The sequence below is a fragment of the Tahibacter caeni genome (assembly GCF_024609805.1).
In the GTDB taxonomy this organism is placed as follows: Bacteria; Pseudomonadota; Gammaproteobacteria; order Xanthomonadales; family Rhodanobacteraceae; genus Tahibacter; species Tahibacter caeni.
The window spans coordinates 1-20,578 of record NZ_JANFVR010000055.1 but is presented as its reverse complement, the minus strand read 5'-3'; the positions used below and the strand labels follow the sequence as shown (position 1 = coordinate 20,578).

Below are 20,578 nucleotides of genomic sequence, written 5' to 3'. Positions count from 1 at the left end.
AGCGCGGCCGCCTGACGCGCGACATTGGCCAGCAGCGCCGGCTCGGCCAGGCGGCGCAGCGCGACACGCGCGACGGCCGCGGCGAGCGGATTGCCGCCGAAGGTCGTGCCGTGCGCGCCGAACTGCCACGTCTCCGCCGCTCGCGCGCCGACCAGCATCGCGCCGATCGGAAAACCCGCGCCGAGCGCCTTGGCGATGCAGAGCATGTCGGGCGCGACGCCGTCGTTCTGCCAGGCCCAGAGCTTGCCGCTTCGGCCCATGCCGCACTGGATCTCGTCGTAGACCAGCAACGCGTCGTGGCGGTCGCAGAGCGCGCGCAGCCCCGCGAGGAATCCCTCGGCCGCGGGCACCACGCCGCCCTCGCCCTGCACGGGCTCGACCAGCACCGCGGCGACATCGCCGGCGGCCATCGCGGCTTCGACCGAGGCCAGATCGTTGTAGTCGCAATAGCGGAAGCCGCCGGGCAGCGGCTCGTAGCCCTGCTGATATTTCGGCTGCGCCGTGGCCGTGACGGCGGCCAGGGTGCGGCCGTGGAACGAGCCGTGGAAGGTCAGGATCACGCGGCGCTCGGGCGGACGTCCAGCGGTCGCGGCCCATTTGCGCACGAGCTTGATGGCCGCCTCGTTGGCCTCGGTGCCGGAATTGCAGAGATAGACGCGCTCGGCGAATGCCGACGCGGCCACGAGCTCCTCGGCTAGGCGCAGCGGCGGTTCGCTGACGAAGACGTTGCTGGTATGCCAGAGCTTGGCCGCCTGGGCCTGCAGCGCAGCGATCAGCTCCGGATCCGCATGCCCCAGCGAATTGACCGCGATGCCGGCGCCGAAATCGATGTAGTCGCGTCCGTCGCTGTCCCAGACGCGCGAGCCCTGGCCGCGGTCGAGCACGATGCGGCGCGGCCGGTAGACCGGCACGTAGTAACGGTCGGCGCGCGCGAGCAGCGCGGCGGAATCGGAAGCGGGCGTGGCACTCACGGCGGCACCTGGCGAAGAAGGAAGCGCCATTATGCGTAGGCCGGCGCCGCGCCGCGATGCGACTTTCCGCGCCGGCTTTGAGTTTTCGGCGGCGGCTGCGCACACTCGCGGATCGCTCTCGCAGGAGTCCCGCCATGCGCTTCGAAACCCTGGCCGTCCATGCCGGCGGCGAACCCGACGCCGAAACCGGCGCGATCGCGCCGCCGATCCATCTCGCGACGACGTTCCGCCACGGTCCGGCCGGCGAGCGCCGTGCCGGCTTCGAATACGTGCGCGAAGGCAATCCGACCCAGGAACGCCTGGAAACCGCGCTGGCCGCGCTCGAACAGGGCGCCGCGGCGCTCGCGTTCGGTTCGGGCATGGCCGCGATGACGGCGCTGCTCGAAAGCCTGCCGGCCGGCACGACCGTGCTGCTGCCGGCCGACTGCTATACCGGGCTGCGCGTGCTCGCCGACGAATTCCTGCCGCGCAGCGGGATCCGGGCGCACCGGCTGGACATGAGCGATACCGCCGCCGTCTCCGCGGCGCTCGACGCCGGCGCCGGCGCGGTCTGGCTCGAAACCCCGTCGAACCCGCAGCTGCAGGTCGCCGACATCGCCGCGATCGCGGCGCTTGCGCGGGCCTACGGCGCGCGCCTGTTCTGCGACAACACCTTCGCGACGCCGGCGCTGCAGCAGCCGCTGACCTTAGGCGCCGACGTGGTCATGCATTCGACGACCAAGTATTTCGGCGGCCACAGCGACGTCATGGGCGGTGCGCTGGTATTTGCCCGGCGCGACACGGGCTACGAACAGGTCGCCCATCGCCGCCACGTGACCGGCGGCGTGCTAGCGCCGTTCAATGCCTGGCTGACGTTGCGCGGCCTGCGCTCGCTGCCGGCGCGCATGCAGTGGCATTGCGCGAACGCCCGGCGTATCGCCGAGTTCCTGGCCGCGCATACGCGCGTCGCCGCCGTGAATTATCCGGGGCTGACCACGCACGCCGGCCATGCAGTCGCCGCGCGCCAAATGTGCGATTTCGGCGCGATGCTGAGCTTTCGCGTCAACGGCGGCCGCGACGCCGCACTGACCACAGCCGGCCGCCTGCAGCTGATTCACAACGCGACCAGCCTCGGCGGCTGCGAGACCTTGATCGAACACCGCGCATCGGTCGAAGGCGCCAACCCGACCTCGCCGCAGGATCTGCTGCGTCTTTCGGTAGGCCTGGAGCACGCGGACGACCTGATTGCCGATCTCGCGCAGGCACTGGATTTCTGATGCGCGCCGCGCTGCGGCGGTCCGGCACGATCGCCGCTGCGCCTCGACGCGTCCTCTGGCCTGTCTGCAGCGCAGCCGCGCGGTCGCGTGCCGCAGCGTCACCACGCGCCGACGTTCGGCATCGACAGCCAGGGCTCGCGCGGCGGCAGGGCTTCGCCGTTCTGCAGCAGCTCGATCGAGATCTGGTCGGGCGAACGCACGAAGGCCATGCGCCCGTCGCGCGGCGGGCGATTGATCGTCACACCGTGCCGCTGCAGCCGCTCGCAGACGGCGTAGATGTCGTCGACTCCGAACGCGAGATGGCCGAAGTTGCGCGCGCCGCCGTAATCCTCGTCGTCATAGTTGTACGTCAGTTCGACTTCCATCTCGGGATTGTCCGGCGCGCCGAGATAGACCAAGGTGAAGCGGCCCTGGGGATAGTCCTTGCGCCGCGTCTCGATCAGGCCGAGCGCATCGCGGAAGAAGCGCAGGCTCGACTCGAGGTCGCGCACGCGGACCATGGCATGGAGATAGCGCACGGCGTGCTCCTGTGGAATGGAAGGACGGCTCTATGGCGGCGGTTCAGTCCAGGAACAAGTCCGGCAGCAGCGTCTTGCCCGGGCTCACGGCGTAGGGCGTGAAATCCTTGACGCCGGCGCGCTTGAGCACTTCCTCGTCGAGCAGGAACTGGCCGCTGAGCTGGCGCGCCGGCTGGGTCAGCACCCAATGCGCCGCGTCGGCCATGATCTCTGGCTTGCGACAGTTCTCGGGGCGCGCCATGCCGCCGAGCATCGCCAGCGCTGCCGTGTCGATGACCGTACGCGGCCACAGCGCGTTGACGGCGATCCCGTCCTTGGCCAGCTCCGCGGCGAGACCGAACGCCGCCATGCTCATGCCGTACTTCGACATGGTGTAAGCCGTGTGGTGCTGGAACCATTTGCTCGCGAGATTGATCGGCGGCGCCAGCATCAGCACGTGCGGGTTCAGCGATTTGCGCAGATGCGGCAGGCAAGCCTGCGTGCACAGGTAGCTGCCGCGCACGTTGACCTGGTGCATGAGGTCGTAGCGCTTCATCGGCGTGCCGGACAGGCCGGCCAGCCAGATTGCGCTCGCGTTGTTGACGAGGATGTCGATGCCGCCGAAGCGCTCGACGGCCTGCGCCACGGCGGCCTGCACTTCGGTTTCCTCGCGCACGTCGACCTTGAGCGGCAGCGCCTTGCCGCCGGCGGCCTCGATTTCCTCGGCGGCGCTGAAGATGGTGCCGGGCAGCTTGGGATTGGCGACGCTGGATTTCGCCGCGATCACGATGTTGGCGCCGTCGCGCGCGGCGCGCTTGGCGATGGCCAGGCCGATGCCGCGCGAGGCGCCCGTGATGAACAGGGTGCGGCTTTTGAGGTGACTCATGGATTTTTCCAGTCGCGAACCAGGGGCCGGTCAGCATCCGCGACTCGCCCGGATCGGGCAAGAGCCGCAAGACGGCGCGGCGGATCAGTCGGCCTGGAAGCGCGGCACGCAGCGCATGAGTCCGTCCAGCCGCTGCAGCGGATCGGTCAGCTGCAGCCAGTGCTGGCGCTCGGCCGGACTGACCGGCAGCAGCTCGGCGAGCCGGAAGCCGACCCAGCTCGCATCGTCGAGGCAATGCCGTTGCGCCTGCGCGTGCTCGCCGCCGACCTGTTCCAGCAGCCGCTCGAGGATTACCGCGAGCAGTGCGTATTCGGGCGGCAGCACGATGGCGGGCTCGTCGGGCCACCAGTCCACGTTGCCGTGGACCAGGCCGTTGTCGCGTACCCGCGTCGTCGTCACGCGGAAACGGCGGCTGCCGCGCGCGCGTATGCCGAGCAGGCCGTCGGGCAACGCGTAGAAGTCTTCGATGTGCGCCAAGGTGCCGACGGCGGCCGGCGTCGCCGGCTCGCCGACCTCGCGGCCGGCGAGGATCAGGCAGACGCCGAATCCGCCGCCGTTGCGGCTGCATTCGCGCACGAGGTCGAGGTAGCGCGGCTCGAAGATGCGCAGCGACAGCAGGCCGCCCGGGAACAGCACAACGCCGAGCGGGAACAGCGGGATGTCGTCCTGCGTCGTCACCGGGGCAGTGTAGGCCAAGCGCCGGCGCGTCCGCGCTCAGCCCGGCGCGTCGGCCAGCAGCGCGGCGAAGCGCCGCGGCGCATCGTCGAAACCGCCGTTGGACATGAACACGACATGGTCGCCGGGCCGCGCCTGCCGGCGCAGCGCGATCAGCAATTCGTCGACCGTCGCCGCGGTCGTGCCGCGCCCGGCCAGCGCGTCGGTCACGCGTGCCGCATCCCAGGGCAGCGACGGACGCTGCAGCAGCAGCACGGCGTCGGCGTCGCGCAGCGACGGCGCGAGTTCCTGGGCATGCGCGCCCTGGCGCATGGAATTGGACCGCGGCTCGAGACCGACGAGAATCCGCGCCGCGCCGACGCGCGCGCGCAGGCCGGCCAACGTCGTCGCGATCGCCGACGGATGGTGCGCGAAATCATCGTAGACCCGGATGCCGCCGATATCGGCGATGCGCTCGAGCCGGCGCCGCGCACTGCGGAAACCGGCCAGCGCCGCGATCGCCGCGGCGATGTCGACGCCGACCGCGTCGGCCGCTGCCAGCGCCGCGAGCGCGTTCATGACGTTGTGCCGGCCGATGATCTCCCAGCGCACCTCGCCGCGATCGACGCCGCCGGCGAGCACGCGGAACACCGAGCCGTCGGCCTCGACGAGACGCGCCTGCCAGTCGCCGCTGTCCAGACCGAAGCGCGTGACCGGGGTCCAGCAGCCCTGTTCGAGCACGGCGGCGAGTTTCGCGTCCTCGGCGTTGACGATGAGCCGGCCGTTGCCGGGCACGGTACGCACGAGGTGATGGAACTGGCGCTGGATCGCCGCGACGTCGGAAAAGATGTCGGCGTGGTCGTATTCGAGGTTGTTCAGCACCGCGACGCGCGGGCGGTAGTGGACGAACTTCGAGCGCTTGTCGAAGAAGGCCGTGTCGTACTCGTCGGCCTCGATGACGAATTCGGCGCCGCGGCCCAGGCGCGCCGACACGTCGAAGTTCTGCGGCACGCCGCCGACGAGGAAACCCGGCGCACGCCCGCAGGCGTCGAGTATCCAGGCCAGCATCGCAGTCGTCGTGGTCTTGCCGTGCGTGCCGGCCACGGCCAGCACCTCGCGTCCGCGCAGCACCTGCTCGCCGAGCCACTGAGGACCCGAGACGTAGTCGAGTCCCGCGTCGAGAAAATATTCCACGGCCGGATTGCCGCGCGACAGCGCGTTGCCGACGACGACGCGGTCAGGCGCCGGCTGCAGGTGCGCGGCGGCGTAGCCCGACTTCAGGTTGATGCCGAGCTGCTCGAGCTGGGTGCTCATCGGCGGATAGACGTTCTGGTCGGACCCTTCGACCTCGTGGCCGAACTCGCGCGCGAGCGCCGCGACGCCGCCCATGAAGGTGCCGCAGATGCCGAGTATGTGCAGACGCATGAATCAGTTCCCTTCGGCGCCGCCGAACAGCGCACTGAGCACGATCTGGCCGGCGAACAGCAGGGCCATGTTGATGAGCAGCGCCGGCATCAGGCGGATTTCCAGGGTCTGCCGCAGGATGTGCGCGTCGACGACGATACGCCAGACGGCCAGACCGATCAGCAGCAGCGAGGCGAGGAACGCGCCGCCGGTGAGCGCTTCGGGCGGCGGCGGCGCGCCGCTGCGCGAGAACAGCGGCTGCACCACCATCAGCGCCGGCAGCATCGCCGCGGTGAATACGACGTCGACGCTGAGGCTCGCGGCCGCCGTCTGCACAAAGCGCGCCTGCCTCTGCAGCGCGTTGAGCAGCAGGTAGAGCAGACCCAGATGCAGGGCCAGCGCCGCGGCGACACTGAGCAGCTGGTCCTGTCGCTGCGGCAGCAGCACGGTGGTGGCCCACTGCGAAACGAACAGGCTGGCCAGAGCCGCGATGGCCAGCAGAACCGGCGAATACGGCATGTCCTGCGGTCCGCGCCGCAGCACCAGGATGTCGCGCAGGGTTACGAGCAGCGAAAGCATTGCCGCATCCGGAAAACGTGCCGATACGATGCGGTTCGCGACCGCGGTGCGGCGCCGCGCAGGCGCCGCGTGGAACGGATCAAGCCGCGCGCCGCGGCAGCGCGGAGAGGATGCGCTGCTGCACTTCGCGCATTTCGCCGACACCGTCGAGCACGCTCAGACGGCCCTGTCGTTCGTAGTAGCCGGCGACCGGTGCGGTCTGCTCGGCGTAAACGCGCAGACGCTCGCGCACGGTCTCGGGCGTGTCGTCCTTGCGGTTCTCGGCCGCGGCGCGGCCGGCCAGGCGCTCGACGATGAGTTCGTTCGGCACCACGAGCTGCAGCGCGACGTCGACGGGCTGGCCGAGACGGTCCAGCAGTTTCTGGAGCGCCTCGCACTGGGCGAGGTTGCGCGGATAGCCGTCGAGGATGAAGCCGGCGCGCGCATCGGGCTGGGACAGGCGTTCTTCGAGCATGCCGAGCACGATCTCGTCGGACACGAGCTGGCCCGCATCCATGACCGCCTTCGCCTTGAGTCCCAGCGGCGTACCGGCCTTGACCGCCGCGCGCAGCAGATCGCCGGTGGAAATGTGCGGAATGTTGAGTTCCGCCTTCAACAGTCCCGCCTGGGTGCCCTTGCCCGAACCGGGCGCCCCGAGTAGCACGATACGCATGGATGGATGATTCCTGGAGAGGCCGCGGCAGACCGGGCCTAGGTTAGACTCTGGCGTGAACGCTAGCGGGCGCCACCCGGTTAGTCAAACCGCGCCGGACGCGCCCGGACGCCGCGCCCCAGCTGCGTTGCGGCCGCGACGTCGGGGGGCGACCGCCTTTTCCAACCCCGCCAACCGGGCCACCGCCGTGGCCGTCAAGGAGTCCGTACATGCCTCAAGGCAAGCTGCTGTATGCCCAGTCCGGCGGCGTCACCGCCGTCATCAACGCCACGGCGGCCGCCGTCATCGAGACGGCCCGCGCCAACGGCGTGCCCGTGCTGGCCGGACGCAACGGCATCATCGGCGTGCTGCGCGAGGAACTCATCGACACGCGCAAGGAAAGCGCCGCAGCGATTGCGGCATTACGCCACACCCCCGGCGGCGCGTTCGGCTCCTGCCGCTTCAAGCTGAAATCGCTGGAACAGAGCCGCGCGCAGTACGAGCGCCTGATCGAGGTGCTGCGCGCGCACGACATCCGCTATTTCCTCTACAACGGCGGCAACGATTCGGCCGACACTTCGCACAAGGTCTCGCAGATCGCCCAGGCGCTCGGCTATCCGCTGACCTGCATCGGCGTGCCCAAGACCGTCGACAACGATCTGGCCGTGACCGACTGCTGTCCGGGCTTCGGCTCGGTCGCCAAGTACACGGCGCTGTCCATCCTCGAGGCCGGCTTCGACGTCGAGTCCATGGCCGAGTCTTCGACCAAAGTCTTCATCATGGAAGTCATGGGACGCCACGCCGGCTGGATCGCCGCGGCCGCGGGCCTTGCCGCCGGCACGCCGGACGAGCCGCCGCACCTGATCCTGTTCCCGGAAGTCACCTTCGACGAAGAAACCTTCCTGGCCAAGGTCAAGGCCACGGTCGAGCGCGTCGGCTACTGCACGGTGATCGCATCCGAAGGCCTCAAGAACGCCGCCGGCGAATTCCTCGCCGAAGCCGGCACGCGCGACGCGTTCGGCCACAGCCAGCTCGGCGGCCTCGCGCCGGTGCTCGCGCAGCTGGTCAAGAACAAGCTCGGCTACAAGTACCATTGGGCGCTGCCGGACTACCTGCAGCGCTCCGCGCGGCACATCGCCTCGCAGACCGACTTCGAGCACGCGACCGCGGTCGGCAAGGCTGCCGTGGAGCTCGCGCTGGCCGGCAAGAACGCGACAATGCCGGTGATCAGGCGCACCTCGGATGCGCCGTACCGCTGGAAGATCGAAGCCGCGCCGCTGGCGAAGGTCGCCAACCATGAGAAGAAGCTGCCGAAGAGCTACATCCGCAAGGACGGCTACGGCATTACCGAGGCGGCACGCCGCTATCTCGAGCCGCTGATCCGCGGCGAGGCGTATCCGCCGTACGCGAAGAACGGCCTGCCCAAGTACGCGCGACTCAAGAAGGTGCTGGTCGCGAAGAAGCTGCCGGAATACCAGATCGCCGACAAGTGAGCGCTGCCGCGCAGCCGCCGGCGGCGGCTGCGCGGCGAGGCATCAGGCGGGATTGCCGTAGCGGTTCGGTCCCGGCGTGCCCGGGATGAAGCCGTTGAACACCAGCGCGATCAGGCCGCCGACGAACGGCACGAACGCGATCAGGATCCACCAGGCCGACTTGTCGACGTCGTGCCAGCGCTTGGCCTGGATCGCGAGCGAAGGCCAGATCACGAGCAGACCCGCGATGCCCATCAGGATGGTCGCGAAGCCGCCGCCGGCCTGCGGATTGTTCGGATCGACCGTCGTCGTCATGACCGTGATGCCGGCCAGCAGACAGAACAGCACGATCACGGCAACGGTAAAGCCCCAGTACACGCCGCGACCCACGCGGCCGTCGAACGAAAACAGCAACTGTCCCCAGTTCATGAAAACCTCCGCTGATTGAACGCGCCGGGCGAACGGTTCGCCGGGCGGACCCGCCGCGCCCGCAAGCCCCGAGCAGCAGGATCAACGCAGCAAACGCGCTGCGAGTGCGGCAGCGAACAGTAACGCCGTTGCGGGCTCGACGGCAGCCGGCGCAAAACAGCTGCAGCCCTATTGCAGCGCAAAAAAACCGATTCCGATCCGTGGCTATACTCGGGGCGTAGGTCTGCTGTACTTCCGCTTGAGTGTGCCGTCAGGTTCGCCGGCCCGGGGGACGGGTGGTCGAACGGGGTGAGTGCGTGTCCGGAAGCCGCGATCCCGTTTGCCGGGACCGCGGAGGCAACGGTCGTCCGGATCCGTCCACCCGCCTGCCGGCCCGCTCGGGTACTTCGGTGCATGGTTTGGACGGGAGGGTTCGATGCTGCAACAGTACGGTTTGTGGATTGCCCTGGCGTGTGCGTTGCTGGCCGTCGCCTACGGCGGCTGGTCGATCAGCTGGATCCTGGCCAAGCCGGCCGGAAACGAACGCATGCAGGAAATCGCTGCGGCGATCCAGCAGGGGGCACGCGCTTATCTGAACCGGCAATACACGACCATAAGCGTGGTCGGTGTCGTGCTGTTCGTCATCATGGGCTTCGCGCTGCACTGGTCGACCGCGATCGGCTTCGCGCTCGGCGCGGTGCTGTCCGGCCTCGCCGGCTACATCGGCATGAACATCTCCGTGCGCGCGAACGTGCGCACCGCCGAAGCCGCGCGCAGCGGTCTCGCCGCCGCGCTCGACGTCGCGTTCCGCGGCGGCGCTATCACCGGCATGCTCGTGGTCGGCCTCGGTCTGCTCGGCGTCGCCGGCTACTACGCCGTGCTGCTGAAGCTCGGCTACAGCGTCAACGACGCGCTGCATGCGCTGGTCGGGCTGGCGTTCGGTTCCTCGCTGATCTCGATCTTCGCGCGCCTGGGCGGCGGCATCTTCACCAAGGGCGCCGACGTAGGCGCCGACCTCGTCGGCAAGGTCGAAGCGGGCATTCCCGAGGACGATCCGCGCAATCCGGCCGTCATCGCCGACAACGTCGGCGACAACGTCGGCGACTGCGCCGGCATGGCCGCCGACCTGTTCGAGACCTACGCGGTCACCGTGATCGCGACCATGCTGCTCGGCGGCATCATGGCCTCCAAGATCGGCATCGACGCGGCGAATGCGGCGATCTATCCGCTGCTGCTCGGCGGCGTGTCCATCATCGCGTCGATCATCGGCACGTTCTTCGTCAAGACCAAGCCAGGCGCGAAGATCATGAACGCGCTGTATGCAGGCGTCATCGTCTCGGGCGTGCTCGCGGCGATCGCCTTCTATCCGATCACGACGGCGTTCATGGCGACTGCCGTCGCCGGCCCGCTGAAGATCTACGGCTGCGCGCTGATCGGCCTCGCGCTGACGGCGGCCATGGTCGTCATCACTGAATACTACACGGCGACCGAATACGCGCCGGTGCGCCACGTGGCCAAGGCTTCGACCACCGGCCATGCGACCAACATCATTGCGGGCATCGGCATCTCGATGAAGTCCTGCGCCTGGCCCGTCATCGCGGTCTGCGCGTCGATCTGGGGCGCCTATACCCTCGGCGGTCTCTACGGCATCGCGATCGCGGCCACCTCGATGCTGTCGATGACCGGCATGATCGTCGCGCTCGACGCCTACGGCCCGATCACCGACAACGCCGGCGGCATCGCCGAGATGAGCGAGCTGCCGCCGGAAGTACGCGCCGTGACCGATCCGCTCGACGCCGTCGGCAACACGACCAAGGCCGTGACCAAAGGATATGCGATCGGTTCGGCCGGCCTCGCCGCGCTCGTGCTGTTCGCCGACTACACCCACAACCTCGAAGCCGCGGGCAAGGTCGCGACGTTCGACCTGTCCAACCACATGGTCATCATCGGCCTGTTCCTCGGAGGCCTGATCCCGTACCTGTTCGGCGCGATGGCGATGGAGGCCGTGGGCCGTTCCGCGAGCTCGGTGGTCGAGGAAGTCCGCCGCCAGTTCCGCGAGATCGCCGGCATCATGGAAGGCACGGCCAAGCCCGACTATTCGCGTGCGGTCGACATGCTGACCAAGGCCGCGATCAAGGAAATGATGATTCCGTCGCTGCTGCCGGTCGCCGTGCCGGTGGCCGTTGCCTTTCTGCTCGGCCCGCAGGCGCTGGGCGGTCTGCTGATCGGCACCATCGTGACCGGCCTGTTCGTCGCGATCTCGATGACCACCGGCGGCGGCGCCTGGGACAACGCGAAGAAATACATCGAGGACGGCCACCACGGCGGCAAGGGCTCCGACGCGCACAAGGCCGCGGTGACCGGCGACACCGTCGGCGATCCGTACAAGGACACGGCCGGCCCGGCCGTCAATCCGCTGATCAAGATCATCAACATCGTGGCGTTGCTGCTGGTCCCCCTGCTGACCTGACCGCTACGCGGTCGACGGTCCCGGCGGCGCAGGCCGCCGGGACCCTGCCCTCCGGATCCCGGACGGGCTCCGCTCCGGGATTCCGCATCGCGCCGCAGCCGGACCGCCTCGCCGGGCGCTCCCGTCGCCGCCGATCCACGCCCCGCGACCCGCCGCATTGGTGCGTCGCAACAGGATTTTGCCGTATCCTTCGCGGCCTTCGGCCCCGTCCGGGGCCTCATCCTGGAAACTGCAATGGGTCTGGACCTCGTTCCTACCGGCAAAGACGTGCCGAACGAAATCAACGTCATCATCGAGATTCCCAAGGACGCGGAACCGGTCAAGTACGAAGTCGACAAGGCCAGCGGCGCGATCTTCGTCGACCGCGTGCTGTCGACGCCGATGCGCTACCCGTGCAACTACGGCTACGTGCCGAACACCCTCGGCGGCGACGGCGACCCGCTCGACGCGCTCGTGATCCTGCCGCTGCCGCTGGTGCCGGGCGCCGTGATCCGCTGCCGTCCGGTCGGCGTGCTGCGCATGACCGACGAAGCCGGCAGCGACGAGAAGCTCGTCGTCGTGCCCATCGCCAAGGTCTTCGCCGGCTACGCCCACATCGAGGACATCAAGCAGGTGTCGGCGCACTGGCTCGAGCGCATCGGCCACTTCTTCGAGCACTACAAGGATCTCGAGAAGGGCAAGTGGGTCAAGGTCGACGGCTGGGAAGGCGCCGAAAGCGCCAAGAAGGACGTGCTCGACGGTATCGCGCGCTACAAGGCCGACAAGGCCCAGGGCTGAGCCGGCGCAACATCGCGAGCCAAAGAAAAAGCGGCCTCAGTCCGCTTTTTCTTTGGACCGGTTCCGCGCGTGGCGCTCAGCCGCGCTCGAGCAGCGACATCAGGTCGATGATCGCCGCGTTCGCCCGCGACACGTAGTTGGCCATGACCAGGGAATGATTGGCGAAGAAGCCGAACGGGGTGCCGTTGAGCACGACCGGGCTGCCGATCCCCTTCTGCGCTTCCTCGAGTTCGCGCACGACCTGCTGCAGGCTGACCTGGGCGTTCTTGTCGCGCAGCACGCCGGCGAAATCGCGCTGCATCGCATGCAGCTGCTGCAGCAGCGCCCAGGTATAGCCGCGCGATTCGTAGAACACGTCGTCGATCTGCGTCCACGGCGTCTGCACGAGGCGCGCGCCGTGGCCCGGCGTGGACTGCTGCGCGTTGCGGTCGCCGGCCAGGTCCGTGTCCAGACGTTCCTGGCCCACGCTGGCCGACAACCGCTGCGACAGCGAACCGAGGCGGCTCGACACGACGCGCAGGTAGTTCACGAGATTGTCGGCGCGTGCATAGAACTGCGCGTTGCCCTCGTCGGCGTCGGCCAGGCGTACGAGATAGCTGTCCAGATGCCGGGCGGCCTTGCGGTACTGACTCTCCGAGCTCGGGAACAGCCAGCGATCGTTCGGGCTGGACAGCAGCGGCTCGGCTTCCATCAGGTCCTTGTCCTCGGCGCTCTGCGTCTGCGAGCGGCTGAAATCGCTGCGCAGGAAACGGCTGAGGTCGCGGCTGGCGCTGAGTACGCCGAATTCCCAGTTCGGCACGTTGTCCATGAACACGCCGGGCGGCAGCAGGTCGTTGCTCAGGTAGCCGCCGCGCTTTTCGAGCAGGGTTTCCAGGGTCGCGATCAAGGTCGCGGTCGTCACGCTGCCGACGACGACGGGCTGGCTCACGGCCTGGGCGCGCCGCTCGGCTTCGCGCTGCACGTCCAGCGAGGCGGGTTCGTAGTCCCACCACCACATCAGGCCCAGCACCAGCAGCACCAGCGCGAGAGCCAGCGCGGCGATCGCGCTGAGCCAGGGCCGGCGCTTGCGCGTGGCGATCAGGGGATCGGTCGAGCTCATGGCGGCGTTTCCTTGGACGGTAAGCTGCATTCTTGGGGCACGCCGCCGCGGCGATCAAGTGCGACGACGTTGGTGGAAACGTGCGGGCCGGCCGCTATGATGCCGCGCCGGGGGGGGCCAGCCGGCCCGGAGGGGGAAAACATGTTCATGACCATTACGCGCCGCGCGAGCGGCGCCAGGCGTGTCTGCGCGCGCCTGCTGTCGACGGCGGCGCTGCTGCCGGCCGTCGCGAACGCCGCCACATTCACCGTCACGACGACTGCCGACGGCGGCGCCGGCAGTTTGCGCGATGCGCTGGACCAGGCCAATCGCACGGCCGGCGCGGACACGGTCGCATTCACCGCGGGACTGACCGGCACCGTCGTGTTGACCAGCGGCGCGATCGACATCTTCGATGCGGTGACGATCAGCGGCCCCGGCGCGGCGCGGCTGCGCATCAGCGGCAACAATGCCTCGCGGATTTTCCGCATAGGCCCGACCGAACCCGGCAACGTGTTCGCGGCGACGATCAGCGGCCTGAGCCTGACCGACGGCAACAGCGCCGACGAAGGCGGCGCGATCTTCGTCGACGACAGCGACCTGACGGTCAGCAACTGCGTGTTCCGCAACAACACGGCCCAGCGTGGCGGCGGGCTGTATGCGTTCCCCAGCGGATCGACGACCCTGGCCGTTCGCGACACGCGCTTCGAGACCAACAGCGCGAGCGCCGACGGCGGTGGTTTCGGCGCGCAGGACATCGACGCGGTCGTGATCGACAAGGTCGTCGCGACCGGCAACACGGCCGCGCGCAGCGGCGGCGGCGCGTTCCTGCGCGCCGTCGGCGTGACGATCACCTCGAGCGACTTCAGCAACAACACCGCGAGCACCCTGGCGCCGGCCGTCGTCGGCATCACCGGCGGCGGCGGCCTGCGCATCGACGGCTCCAAGGCCACGGCGACCGCAAGCATCACGGCGACCCGCCTCGTCGGCAACACCAGCCAGAAGGGCCAGGGCGGCGCGCTGTGGATCACGGCACTGCCGCCGGACGTGCCGCCGACGGTCGCGGCCGCGACGCTGGACCGCGTGCAGGTCAGCGGCAATACCGCCGATCTCGCCGGCGGCGGCATCCACGCGGCCTACATCAACACGACCCTCACGGCGGCCAGCCTCGCCGGCAACACGGCGCAGCAGGCCGGCGGCGGCATCGCGTTCCAGAGCGCCGGCGCGCTGGATCTCGTGAACACGACGATCGCCGGCAACACCAGCGCATTGGCCACCGGCGGCGGCGTCTACAGCGCGGCGGGGACCAGCCTCGCAGTCGCCTCAAGCACCTTCGCCGGCAACGGCGCCGCGAGCGGCGGCGGCATCGCGCGCGACGGCAGCGGCGCAACCTTGCGCAACAGCATTGTGGCGAACAATAACGCGCCGTCGGCGCCGGACCTCGCCGGCTCGTTCACGTCGAATTACACATTGGTAAAAAATATCGGCGGCGCGAGCCTGGCCGGCGGCAGCGGCAACCTCACCGGCGTGGACCCGCTGCTGGGCGCGCTGGCGATGAACGGCGGCCTGACCCTGAGTCTGCTGCCGGCAGCCGGAAGCCCGGCACTCAATGCGGGCGATCCGGCCGGCAGCGGCCTGGCCGCGACCGACCAGCGCGGCCTGCCGCGCATCGCCGGCGGCCGCATCGATCTCGGCGCGGCCGAGCGCCAGTCGCCCGAGGACGTGATCTTCCGCACCGGCTTCTGAGCACTGCCGGACCGGGCGCTGCGCCCGGTCCGGCCTGTGCGTGGCTCAGGCCTCGCGGTAGAGCTGGGCGCCGCCGTCGCGGAACTCCTGCGCCTTCTGCTGCATGCCGGCTTCGAGCGCCTGGGTCTCGCTGACGCCCTTCTCGGCGGCGTAATCGCGCACGTCCTGTGTGATCTTCATCGAGCAGAAATGCGGCCCGCACATGGAACAGAAATGGGCGACCTTGTGCGCGTCCTTGGGCAGGGTCTCGTCGTGGAATTCCTGCGCTTTTTCCGGATCGAGGCCGAGGTTGAACTGGTCCTGCCAGCGGAATTCGAAACGCGCCTTGGACAGCGCGTTGTCGCGCGCCTGCGCGCCCGGATGCCCCTTGGCCAGGTCGGCTGCATGCGCGGCGATCTTGTAGGCGATGATGCCGTCGCGCACGTCCTGCTTGTTCGGCAGGCCCAGGTGCTCCTTCGGCGTCACATAGCAGAGCATCGCCGTGCCGAACCAGCCGATCATCGCCGCGCCGATCGCGCTCGTGATGTGGTCGTAGCCCGGCGCGATGTCGGTCGTCAGCGGTCCGAGCGTGTAGAACGGCGCTTCGCTGCAGACGCGCAGCTGGCGCTCCATGTTTTCCTTGATCAGCTGCATGGGCACGTGGCCCGGGCCCTCGATCATGGTCTGCACGTCGTGCTTCCAGGCGACGTGGGTGAGCTCGCCCAAGGTGTCGAGCTCGGCGAACTGCGCGGCATCGTTCGCGTCGGCGATGGAGCCGGGACGCAGGCCGTCGCCGAGCGAGAACGCCACGTCGTAGGCGTTCATGATTTCGCAGATTTCCTCGAAATGCGCATAGAGGAAATTCTCGCGGTGATGGGCCAGGCACCATTTCGCGAGTATCGAGCCGCCGCGGCTGACGATGCCGGTCACGCGCCTGGCGGTCAGCGGAATGTGCGCGAGGCGCACGCCGGCGTGGATCGTGAAATAGTCGACGCCTTGCTCGGCCTGCTCGATCAGGGTGTCGCGGAAGATCTCCCAGGTCAGCTCCTCGGCCCTGCCGTCGACCTTCTCCAGCGCCTGGTAGATCGGCACCGTGCCGATCGGCACCGGCGAATTGCGCAAAATCCATTCGCGCGTCTCGTGGATGTGCTTGCCAGTGGACAGATCCATGACCGTGTCGCCGCCCCAGCGGATCGACCAGACCATCTTCTCGACTTCCTCGGCGATCGACGAGGTCACCGCGGAATTGCCGATGTTGGCGTTGATCTTGGTCAGGAAGTTGCGACCGATGATCATCGGCTCGGATTCGGGGTGGTTGATGTTGTTCGGAATGATCGCGCGGCCGCGTGCGACTTCGTCGCGCACGAACTCGGGCGTGATGAGCCGGGGCAACGCCGCGCCGAAGCTCTCGCCCGGGTGCTGCACGCGCAGATGCGCCTCGAGCGCTTCGACGCGCTGGTTCTCGCGCAGCGCAATGTATTCCATTTCCGGCGTGACGATGCCGCGGCGCGCATAGTGCATCTGCGTCACGTTGGCGCCGGACTTCGCGCGCAGCGGCCGGCGCAGGTTCGGAAAGCGCACGGCGTCGAGACGGCGGTCGGCCTCGCGCTTGCGGCCGAACTCCGACGACAGGCCGGCCAACTGCTCGACGTCGCCGCGCTCGGCGATCCAGGCGGCGCGCAGCGGCGGCAGGCCGGCGCTGAGATCGACGCGGTAATCGGGATCGGTATACGGTCCGGAGGTGTCGTAGACCGTCACCGGCGCGTTCTTCTCGGCGCCGAACACCAGCGGCGTGTCGGCCAGCGCGATTTCGCGCAGCGGCACGCGCAGGTCTTCGCGGCTGCCGGTAACATGGATCTTGCGCGAACCGGGAATCGGCCGCGTCACCTGTTCGGAGAGTTCCTGGGTCTGACGCACCAGGTCAGAAGGCAGCGCATTCATCGGCATCGTCCTCAAAGGTCGGGGGACGAAGCGGCGGCGCACGGCACCGCCCACGGCGCCGCAGCGAAGCTTCCTACGCCGGCATGACCCGGGTCAGGTACGAAGGGACTCTCTCAGCCCGGACCGGGCACCCCCGCTTCAGGCGCGCATTCAAGCACGAAGCGGGGGCGCACGGCGAGCGCGGCCGGTACCGCGCCGGAACTCAAGCCTGGCCGCGGTCCGGGGCGTAGGCGCGCAGGAACAGGTCGACCGTCGCATTGATGTGGTCCTCGACGGCGTTCTCGCAGAACGGCTCGGAGCAGCCGCACATCATGCGTGCGTGCAACTCGCCCTTGAGCAGACAGAAGAACTGCGACGTCGCGCGCCAGACCTGCGGGATCTCGAGCTGGCCGGCATCGACCTCGGCCTGGAGAAACGCCTCGAACGCCGCCTGCAGCCGCTTCGGACCCGCTTCCCAGAACAACTGGGCCAGCTTCGTCGGCTGCGCCTGCGACGTCATCATGCGATGAAGGGAAATCGACTCTTCACTCGTTATCAGAGCGAAGAACGCGCGGGCGATCGTCAGCAGCTGGCCGCGGATCGGCCCCGACAGGTCGGCCAGGAACAGCGCCGACGGCAGCTGCTCCTCACACTTGGCCTCGATCACCGACTTGAACAAGGTTTCCTTGTCGGTGAAGTGGCTGTAGACGGTCAACTTGGAAACGCCGGCTTCGGCCGCAATCGCGTCCATGCTGGTGCCGTCGAAACCCTGGCGCGGAAACAGCCGCTTCCCGGCTTCGAGGATAGCCGCGCGCTTTTCGAGATCTTTGGGCCGCCCTGGAGCAGCCTGTTTCATCACAGATGACATGGCCAATGAATTACTAGACAGTGCAGTTTAGTAATGATACTGTACCGGGCAGTTCAGGTAAACCCGTCCGCTATCTTCTTCCGAGGATTGTAACAATGCGCGCCCCCGTCGCCCCCAGCCTGTCGAACCGATTGCGCCGTCTGGGACTCGGCCTGGTTCTGATCCTGCCCACGCTCGTCCTCGTTTCCGGCTGCAATTCGCGCGCCGAAGTGCAGGAGCCCATTCGTCCGGCTATCGTCGCCCGCCCGCAGTTGGCCGCCGCCGAAGCAGGCACCCTCTATAGTGGTGACGTCAAGGCCCGTTATGAAAGCGCCCTGGGTTTCCGCGTCGGCGGCAAGATCCGCCAGCGCCGCGTCGACGTCGGCGCCCACGTCAAGGCCGGCGACCTGATCGCCGAGCTCGATCCCCAGGATCTCCATCTGCAGGCCAGCAGCGCCCAGGCCTCGCTGGCCGCGGCCGAAGCCGACCTGGCGACGGCCCGCTCCGAACGTGCGCGCTACGAAGCGCTGCGCGGCAAGAATTTCGTCAGCGAAACCCAGTTCGACGCCGTCGACAACCGTCTGAAGGCGGCGACCGCGCGCGCCACCGAAGCGCGCGCCGCGCTGAACGTCGCGCAGAACCAGGCCGGCTACAGCGAGCTGCGCGCCGACCAGGACGGCATCATCACGTCCATCGTCGCCGAAGCCGGCCAGGTCGTCGCACCGGGCCAGACCATCGCGACCCTGGCCCGCGACGGCGAGCGCGAAGTGGAGATCAGCGTGCCCGAGAGCCGCATCGCCGACTACCACAAGGACCAGGCCGCGACGATCGAGCTCTGGGCCGAGTCCGGCAAGCATCTGGCCGGCGTACTGCGCGAGATCGCGCCCGAGGCCGACGCGACCACGCGCACCTACCGCGTCCGCGTCACGCTCGGCGAGGACGCGGGCCAGGCCAAGCTCGGCCAGACCGCGCGCGTGTTCTTCGCCGGCGCTGAAAGCGACGCCGCACACGTCGTGCCGCTGGCGGCGCTGTATGAAAAGGACGGCAAGCCGGCGGTCTGGGTGCTCGATCCCAAGACCCGCCAGGTGCATCTGAAGCCCGTCACGGTCAGCGCCTATCGCGAGCAGGGTGTCGTGCTCATGGACGGCGTCGACACGCAGGACTGGATCATCGCAGCCGGCGTGCACAAACTGCGCGAAGGCCAGGCCGTCAATCCGGTCGATCACAGCAACAAGCCGCTGACCTTGTAAGCGCGTCGCACTCCCCGCCCGATCGCCGCTCTGCCGCTCCCTCCCCTCCCCACGGCACAGCGGCGGTCCGGGCACCTTCTTCGTGGTCACGTCCCAGGATCGCCGCGCGACCCCGTCCGATTAATGCTCGAGGATTCCGGAACGGCTCCGGCGTCCGTCGACACTCGCCGCAAGCACGCCAATGAGCCAATTCAACCTGTCCGAGTGGGCGCTGAAGAACCAGTCCGTCGTGCGCTACTTCATCGTGGTGCTCGCGCTGATCGGCATCCTGTCCTACCGCTCGCTGGGCCAGTCGGAAGATCCGCCGTTCACGTTCAAGGCCATGGTCATCCACACGACATGGCCCGGCGCGACGGCCGCGGAGATCAACGAGCAGATCACCGAACGCATCGAGAAGAAGCTGCAGGAACTGCCGGACCTGGAATTCCTGCGCAGCTACGCGCGTCCGGGCGAGTCGCAGATCATCGTGATGGCCAAGGACTCGCTCGACTCCCGCTACGTGCCCGACCTCTGGTACCAGGTGCGCAAGAAAGTCGGCGACATCCGCCACACTCTGCCACCCGGCGCGCAGGGACCGTTCTTCAACGACGAATTCGGCGACACCTTCGGCAACATCTATGCGCTGACCGGCGACGGCTTTTCCTACGCGCTGCTCAAGGACTACGCCGAACGCATCAAGCTCGCCCTGCTGCGCGTGCCTAACGTGGCCAAGGTCGACCTGATCGGCCTGCAGGACGAAAAGGTCTACATCGAAGTATCCAACGCCAAGCTCGCGACGCTCGGCGTCAGCTTCGCGCAGGTACAGGCCACGCTCGAAGCGCAGAACGCGATCACGCCGGCCGGCAGCTTCGAGACCGCGTCCGACCGCATCTACATGCGCACGTCCGGTGCGTTCGATTCGGAGAAGGCCATCGGCGACATCGCGATCCGCGCCAACGGCCGCCTGTTCCGCCTCAGCGACGTGGCCGAGGTCAAGCGCGGCTATGCCGACCCGCCGCAGCCGCGCATGCGCTTCATGGGCAAGGACGGCCTCGGTATCGCCGTGTCCATGAAGAAGGGCGGCGACATCATCCAGCTCGGCCGCGACCTGGATGCGGCGACGAAGCAGCTGGAACTGTCGCTGCCGGCCGGCCTGGAGCTCGCGCGCGTCGCCGACCAGCCGCATGCGGTGCAGCGTTCGGTCAACGAGTTCGTGCGCACGCTGGCCGAGGCCGTCATCATCGTGCTGCTGGTCAGCTTCTTCTCGCTGGGCTTCCGCACCGGCCTCGTCGTCGCCCTGTCGATTCCGCTGGTGCTTGCGATGACGTTCGCGGCGATGCGCTACTTCGGCATCGACCTGCACAAGATCTCACTCGGCGCGCTCGTGCTCGCCCTGGGCCTGCTCGTCGACGACGCGATCATCGCGGTCGAGATGATGGCCGTGAAAATGGAGCAAGGATACGACCGCGTGCGCGCGGCGGCCTTCGCCTATACCTCGACGGCATTTCCGATGCTGACCGGCACCCTGGTCACCGCCGCAGGCTTCCTGCCGATCGCGACGGCCAAGTCCGGCACCGGCGAATACACGCGCTCGATCTTCCAGGTGGTCACGATCGCGCTGATCATTTCCTGGATCGCCGCGGTGATCTTCATTCCGTACCTCGGCTACAAGCTGCTGCCCGATCTCGGCAAGCCGGCCGCTCCGCCGGCGCCGGGCTCGTTCGCCGCGCGCGCGGACTCGCTGCGCCGGCGGGCGATCGGCCTGCTGCCGCGG

The 20,578-nt window shown here is 68.4% G+C and carries 18 protein-coding genes and 1 riboswitch; of the genes, 7 read left to right on the top strand and 11 right to left on the bottom strand.

Translation table 11 applies throughout. The features are described 5' to 3' along the window. Nucleotides 1-971, bottom strand: a 971-nt coding sequence (locus tag NON22_RS07325) for an acetylornithine transaminase (protein ID WP_257386279.1), incomplete at its 3' end; no start/stop codon positions are given. Between the two features lie 134 nt (nt 972-1,105). On the opposite strand from NON22_RS07325, the gene NON22_RS07320 reads away from it, so the two are divergent. After that, the gene (locus tag NON22_RS07320) at nt 1,106-2,227 is read left to right on the top strand and encodes a trans-sulfuration enzyme family protein (protein WP_257386278.1); all 1,122 of its coding nucleotides are present in this window, start codon (nt 1,106-1,108) and stop codon (nt 2,225-2,227) included. Between the two features lie 98 nt (nt 2,228-2,325). Here the strand turns inward: NON22_RS07320 and NON22_RS07315 are convergent, their stop codons facing one another. The 6 genes from NON22_RS07315 to NON22_RS07290 all read right to left on the bottom strand — a co-directional run bounded on the left by NON22_RS07315 (nt 2,326) and on the right by NON22_RS07290 (nt 6,899). Beyond that, on the bottom strand, nt 2,326-2,745 hold the full coding sequence (locus tag NON22_RS07315; protein ID WP_257386277.1) for a VOC family protein: 420 nt from the start codon (nt 2,743-2,745) through the stop codon (nt 2,326-2,328). Nucleotides 2,746-2,788: 43 nt separating this feature from the next. Then, nucleotides 2,789-3,610 (bottom strand): SDR family oxidoreductase, encoded by an 822-nt coding sequence (locus NON22_RS07310; protein ID WP_257386276.1) that lies wholly within the window; start codon nt 3,608-3,610, stop codon nt 2,789-2,791. Between the two features lie 84 nt (nt 3,611-3,694). Next, nucleotides 3,695-4,306 (bottom strand): LON peptidase substrate-binding domain-containing protein, encoded by a 612-nt coding sequence (locus tag NON22_RS07305; RefSeq protein WP_257386275.1) that lies wholly within the window; start codon nt 4,304-4,306, stop codon nt 3,695-3,697. 18 nt (nt 4,307-4,324) lie between these two features. Further along, nucleotides 4,325-5,689 (bottom strand): UDP-N-acetylmuramate:L-alanyl-gamma-D-glutamyl-meso-diaminopimelate ligase, encoded by a 1,365-nt coding sequence (gene mpl, locus NON22_RS07300; RefSeq protein ID WP_257386274.1) that lies wholly within the window; start codon nt 5,687-5,689, stop codon nt 4,325-4,327. 3 nt (nt 5,690-5,692) lie between these two features. Continuing rightward, the gene (locus NON22_RS07295) at nt 5,693-6,247 is read right to left on the bottom strand and encodes a hypothetical protein (RefSeq protein WP_257386273.1); all 555 of its coding nucleotides are present in this window, start codon (nt 6,245-6,247) and stop codon (nt 5,693-5,695) included. A gap of 79 nt (nt 6,248-6,326) precedes the next feature. Beyond that, a complete protein-coding gene (locus NON22_RS07290; protein WP_257386272.1) occupies nt 6,327-6,899 on the bottom strand; it encodes an adenylate kinase in 573 nt (190 codons plus the stop codon). Between the two features lie 209 nt (nt 6,900-7,108). Between NON22_RS07290 and NON22_RS07285 the strand changes: the two genes are divergently transcribed. Then, the gene (locus NON22_RS07285; RefSeq protein ID WP_257386271.1) at nt 7,109-8,371 is read left to right on the top strand and encodes a 6-phosphofructokinase; all 1,263 of its coding nucleotides are present in this window, start codon (nt 7,109-7,111) and stop codon (nt 8,369-8,371) included. A gap of 42 nt (nt 8,372-8,413) precedes the next feature. Here the strand turns inward: NON22_RS07285 and NON22_RS07280 are convergent, their stop codons facing one another. Continuing rightward, nucleotides 8,414-8,779, bottom strand: a complete 366-nt coding sequence (locus NON22_RS07280; RefSeq protein ID WP_257386270.1) for a DUF805 domain-containing protein — start codon at nt 8,777-8,779, stop codon at nt 8,414-8,416. 415 nt (nt 8,780-9,194) lie between these two features. On the opposite strand from NON22_RS07280, the gene NON22_RS07275 reads away from it, so the two are divergent. After that, nucleotides 9,195-11,228: a sodium-translocating pyrophosphatase gene (locus tag NON22_RS07275; RefSeq protein ID WP_257386269.1), complete on the top strand. Its 2,034-nt coding sequence runs from the start codon at nt 9,195-9,197 to the stop codon at nt 11,226-11,228. A gap of 234 nt (nt 11,229-11,462) precedes the next feature. Then, complete coding sequence (gene ppa / locus NON22_RS07270; RefSeq protein WP_257386268.1) at nt 11,463-12,005, top strand: inorganic diphosphatase; 543 nt, start codon at nt 11,463-11,465, stop codon at nt 12,003-12,005. A 76-nt stretch (nt 12,006-12,081) separates the two neighbouring features. Here the strand turns inward: ppa and NON22_RS07265 are convergent, their stop codons facing one another. Further along, a complete protein-coding gene (locus NON22_RS07265) occupies nt 12,082-13,104 on the bottom strand; it encodes a DUF2333 family protein (RefSeq protein ID WP_257386267.1) in 1,023 nt (340 codons plus the stop codon). Between the two features lie 141 nt (nt 13,105-13,245). Here NON22_RS07265 and NON22_RS07260 point away from each other — a divergent pair, with 141 nt between their 5' ends. Continuing rightward, nucleotides 13,246-14,829 carry a choice-of-anchor Q domain-containing protein gene (locus NON22_RS07260; RefSeq protein WP_257386266.1) on the top strand — a complete coding sequence of 528 codons (1,584 nt, stop codon included), beginning with the start codon at nt 13,246-13,248 and terminating at the stop codon, nt 14,827-14,829. Nucleotides 14,830-14,874: 45 nt separating this feature from the next. Here NON22_RS07260 and thiC read toward each other — a convergent pair whose 3' ends face one another. Continuing rightward, nucleotides 14,875-16,749: a phosphomethylpyrimidine synthase ThiC gene (gene thiC / locus NON22_RS07255; protein WP_257386265.1), complete on the bottom strand. Its 1,875-nt coding sequence runs from the start codon at nt 16,747-16,749 to the stop codon at nt 14,875-14,877. 53 nt (nt 16,750-16,802) lie between these two features. Next, nucleotides 16,803-16,894, bottom strand: a riboswitch (TPP riboswitch). Nucleotides 16,895-16,951: 57 nt separating this feature from the next. Continuing rightward, nucleotides 16,952-17,596, bottom strand: coding sequence for a TetR/AcrR family transcriptional regulator (locus NON22_RS07250; protein ID WP_257386264.1), 645 nt, complete (start codon nt 17,594-17,596; stop codon nt 16,952-16,954). A gap of 95 nt (nt 17,597-17,691) precedes the next feature. Between NON22_RS07250 and NON22_RS07245 the strand changes: the two genes are divergently transcribed. Together NON22_RS07245 and NON22_RS07240 are read left to right on the top strand one after the other, a co-directional pair. After that, nucleotides 17,692-18,825, top strand: a complete 1,134-nt coding sequence (locus NON22_RS07245; protein ID WP_257386263.1) for an efflux RND transporter periplasmic adaptor subunit — start codon at nt 17,692-17,694, stop codon at nt 18,823-18,825. A gap of 181 nt (nt 18,826-19,006) precedes the next feature. Next, a partial coding sequence (locus NON22_RS07240) for an efflux RND transporter permease subunit (protein ID WP_257386262.1) occupies nt 19,007-20,578 on the top strand: 1,572 nt, incomplete at its 3' end.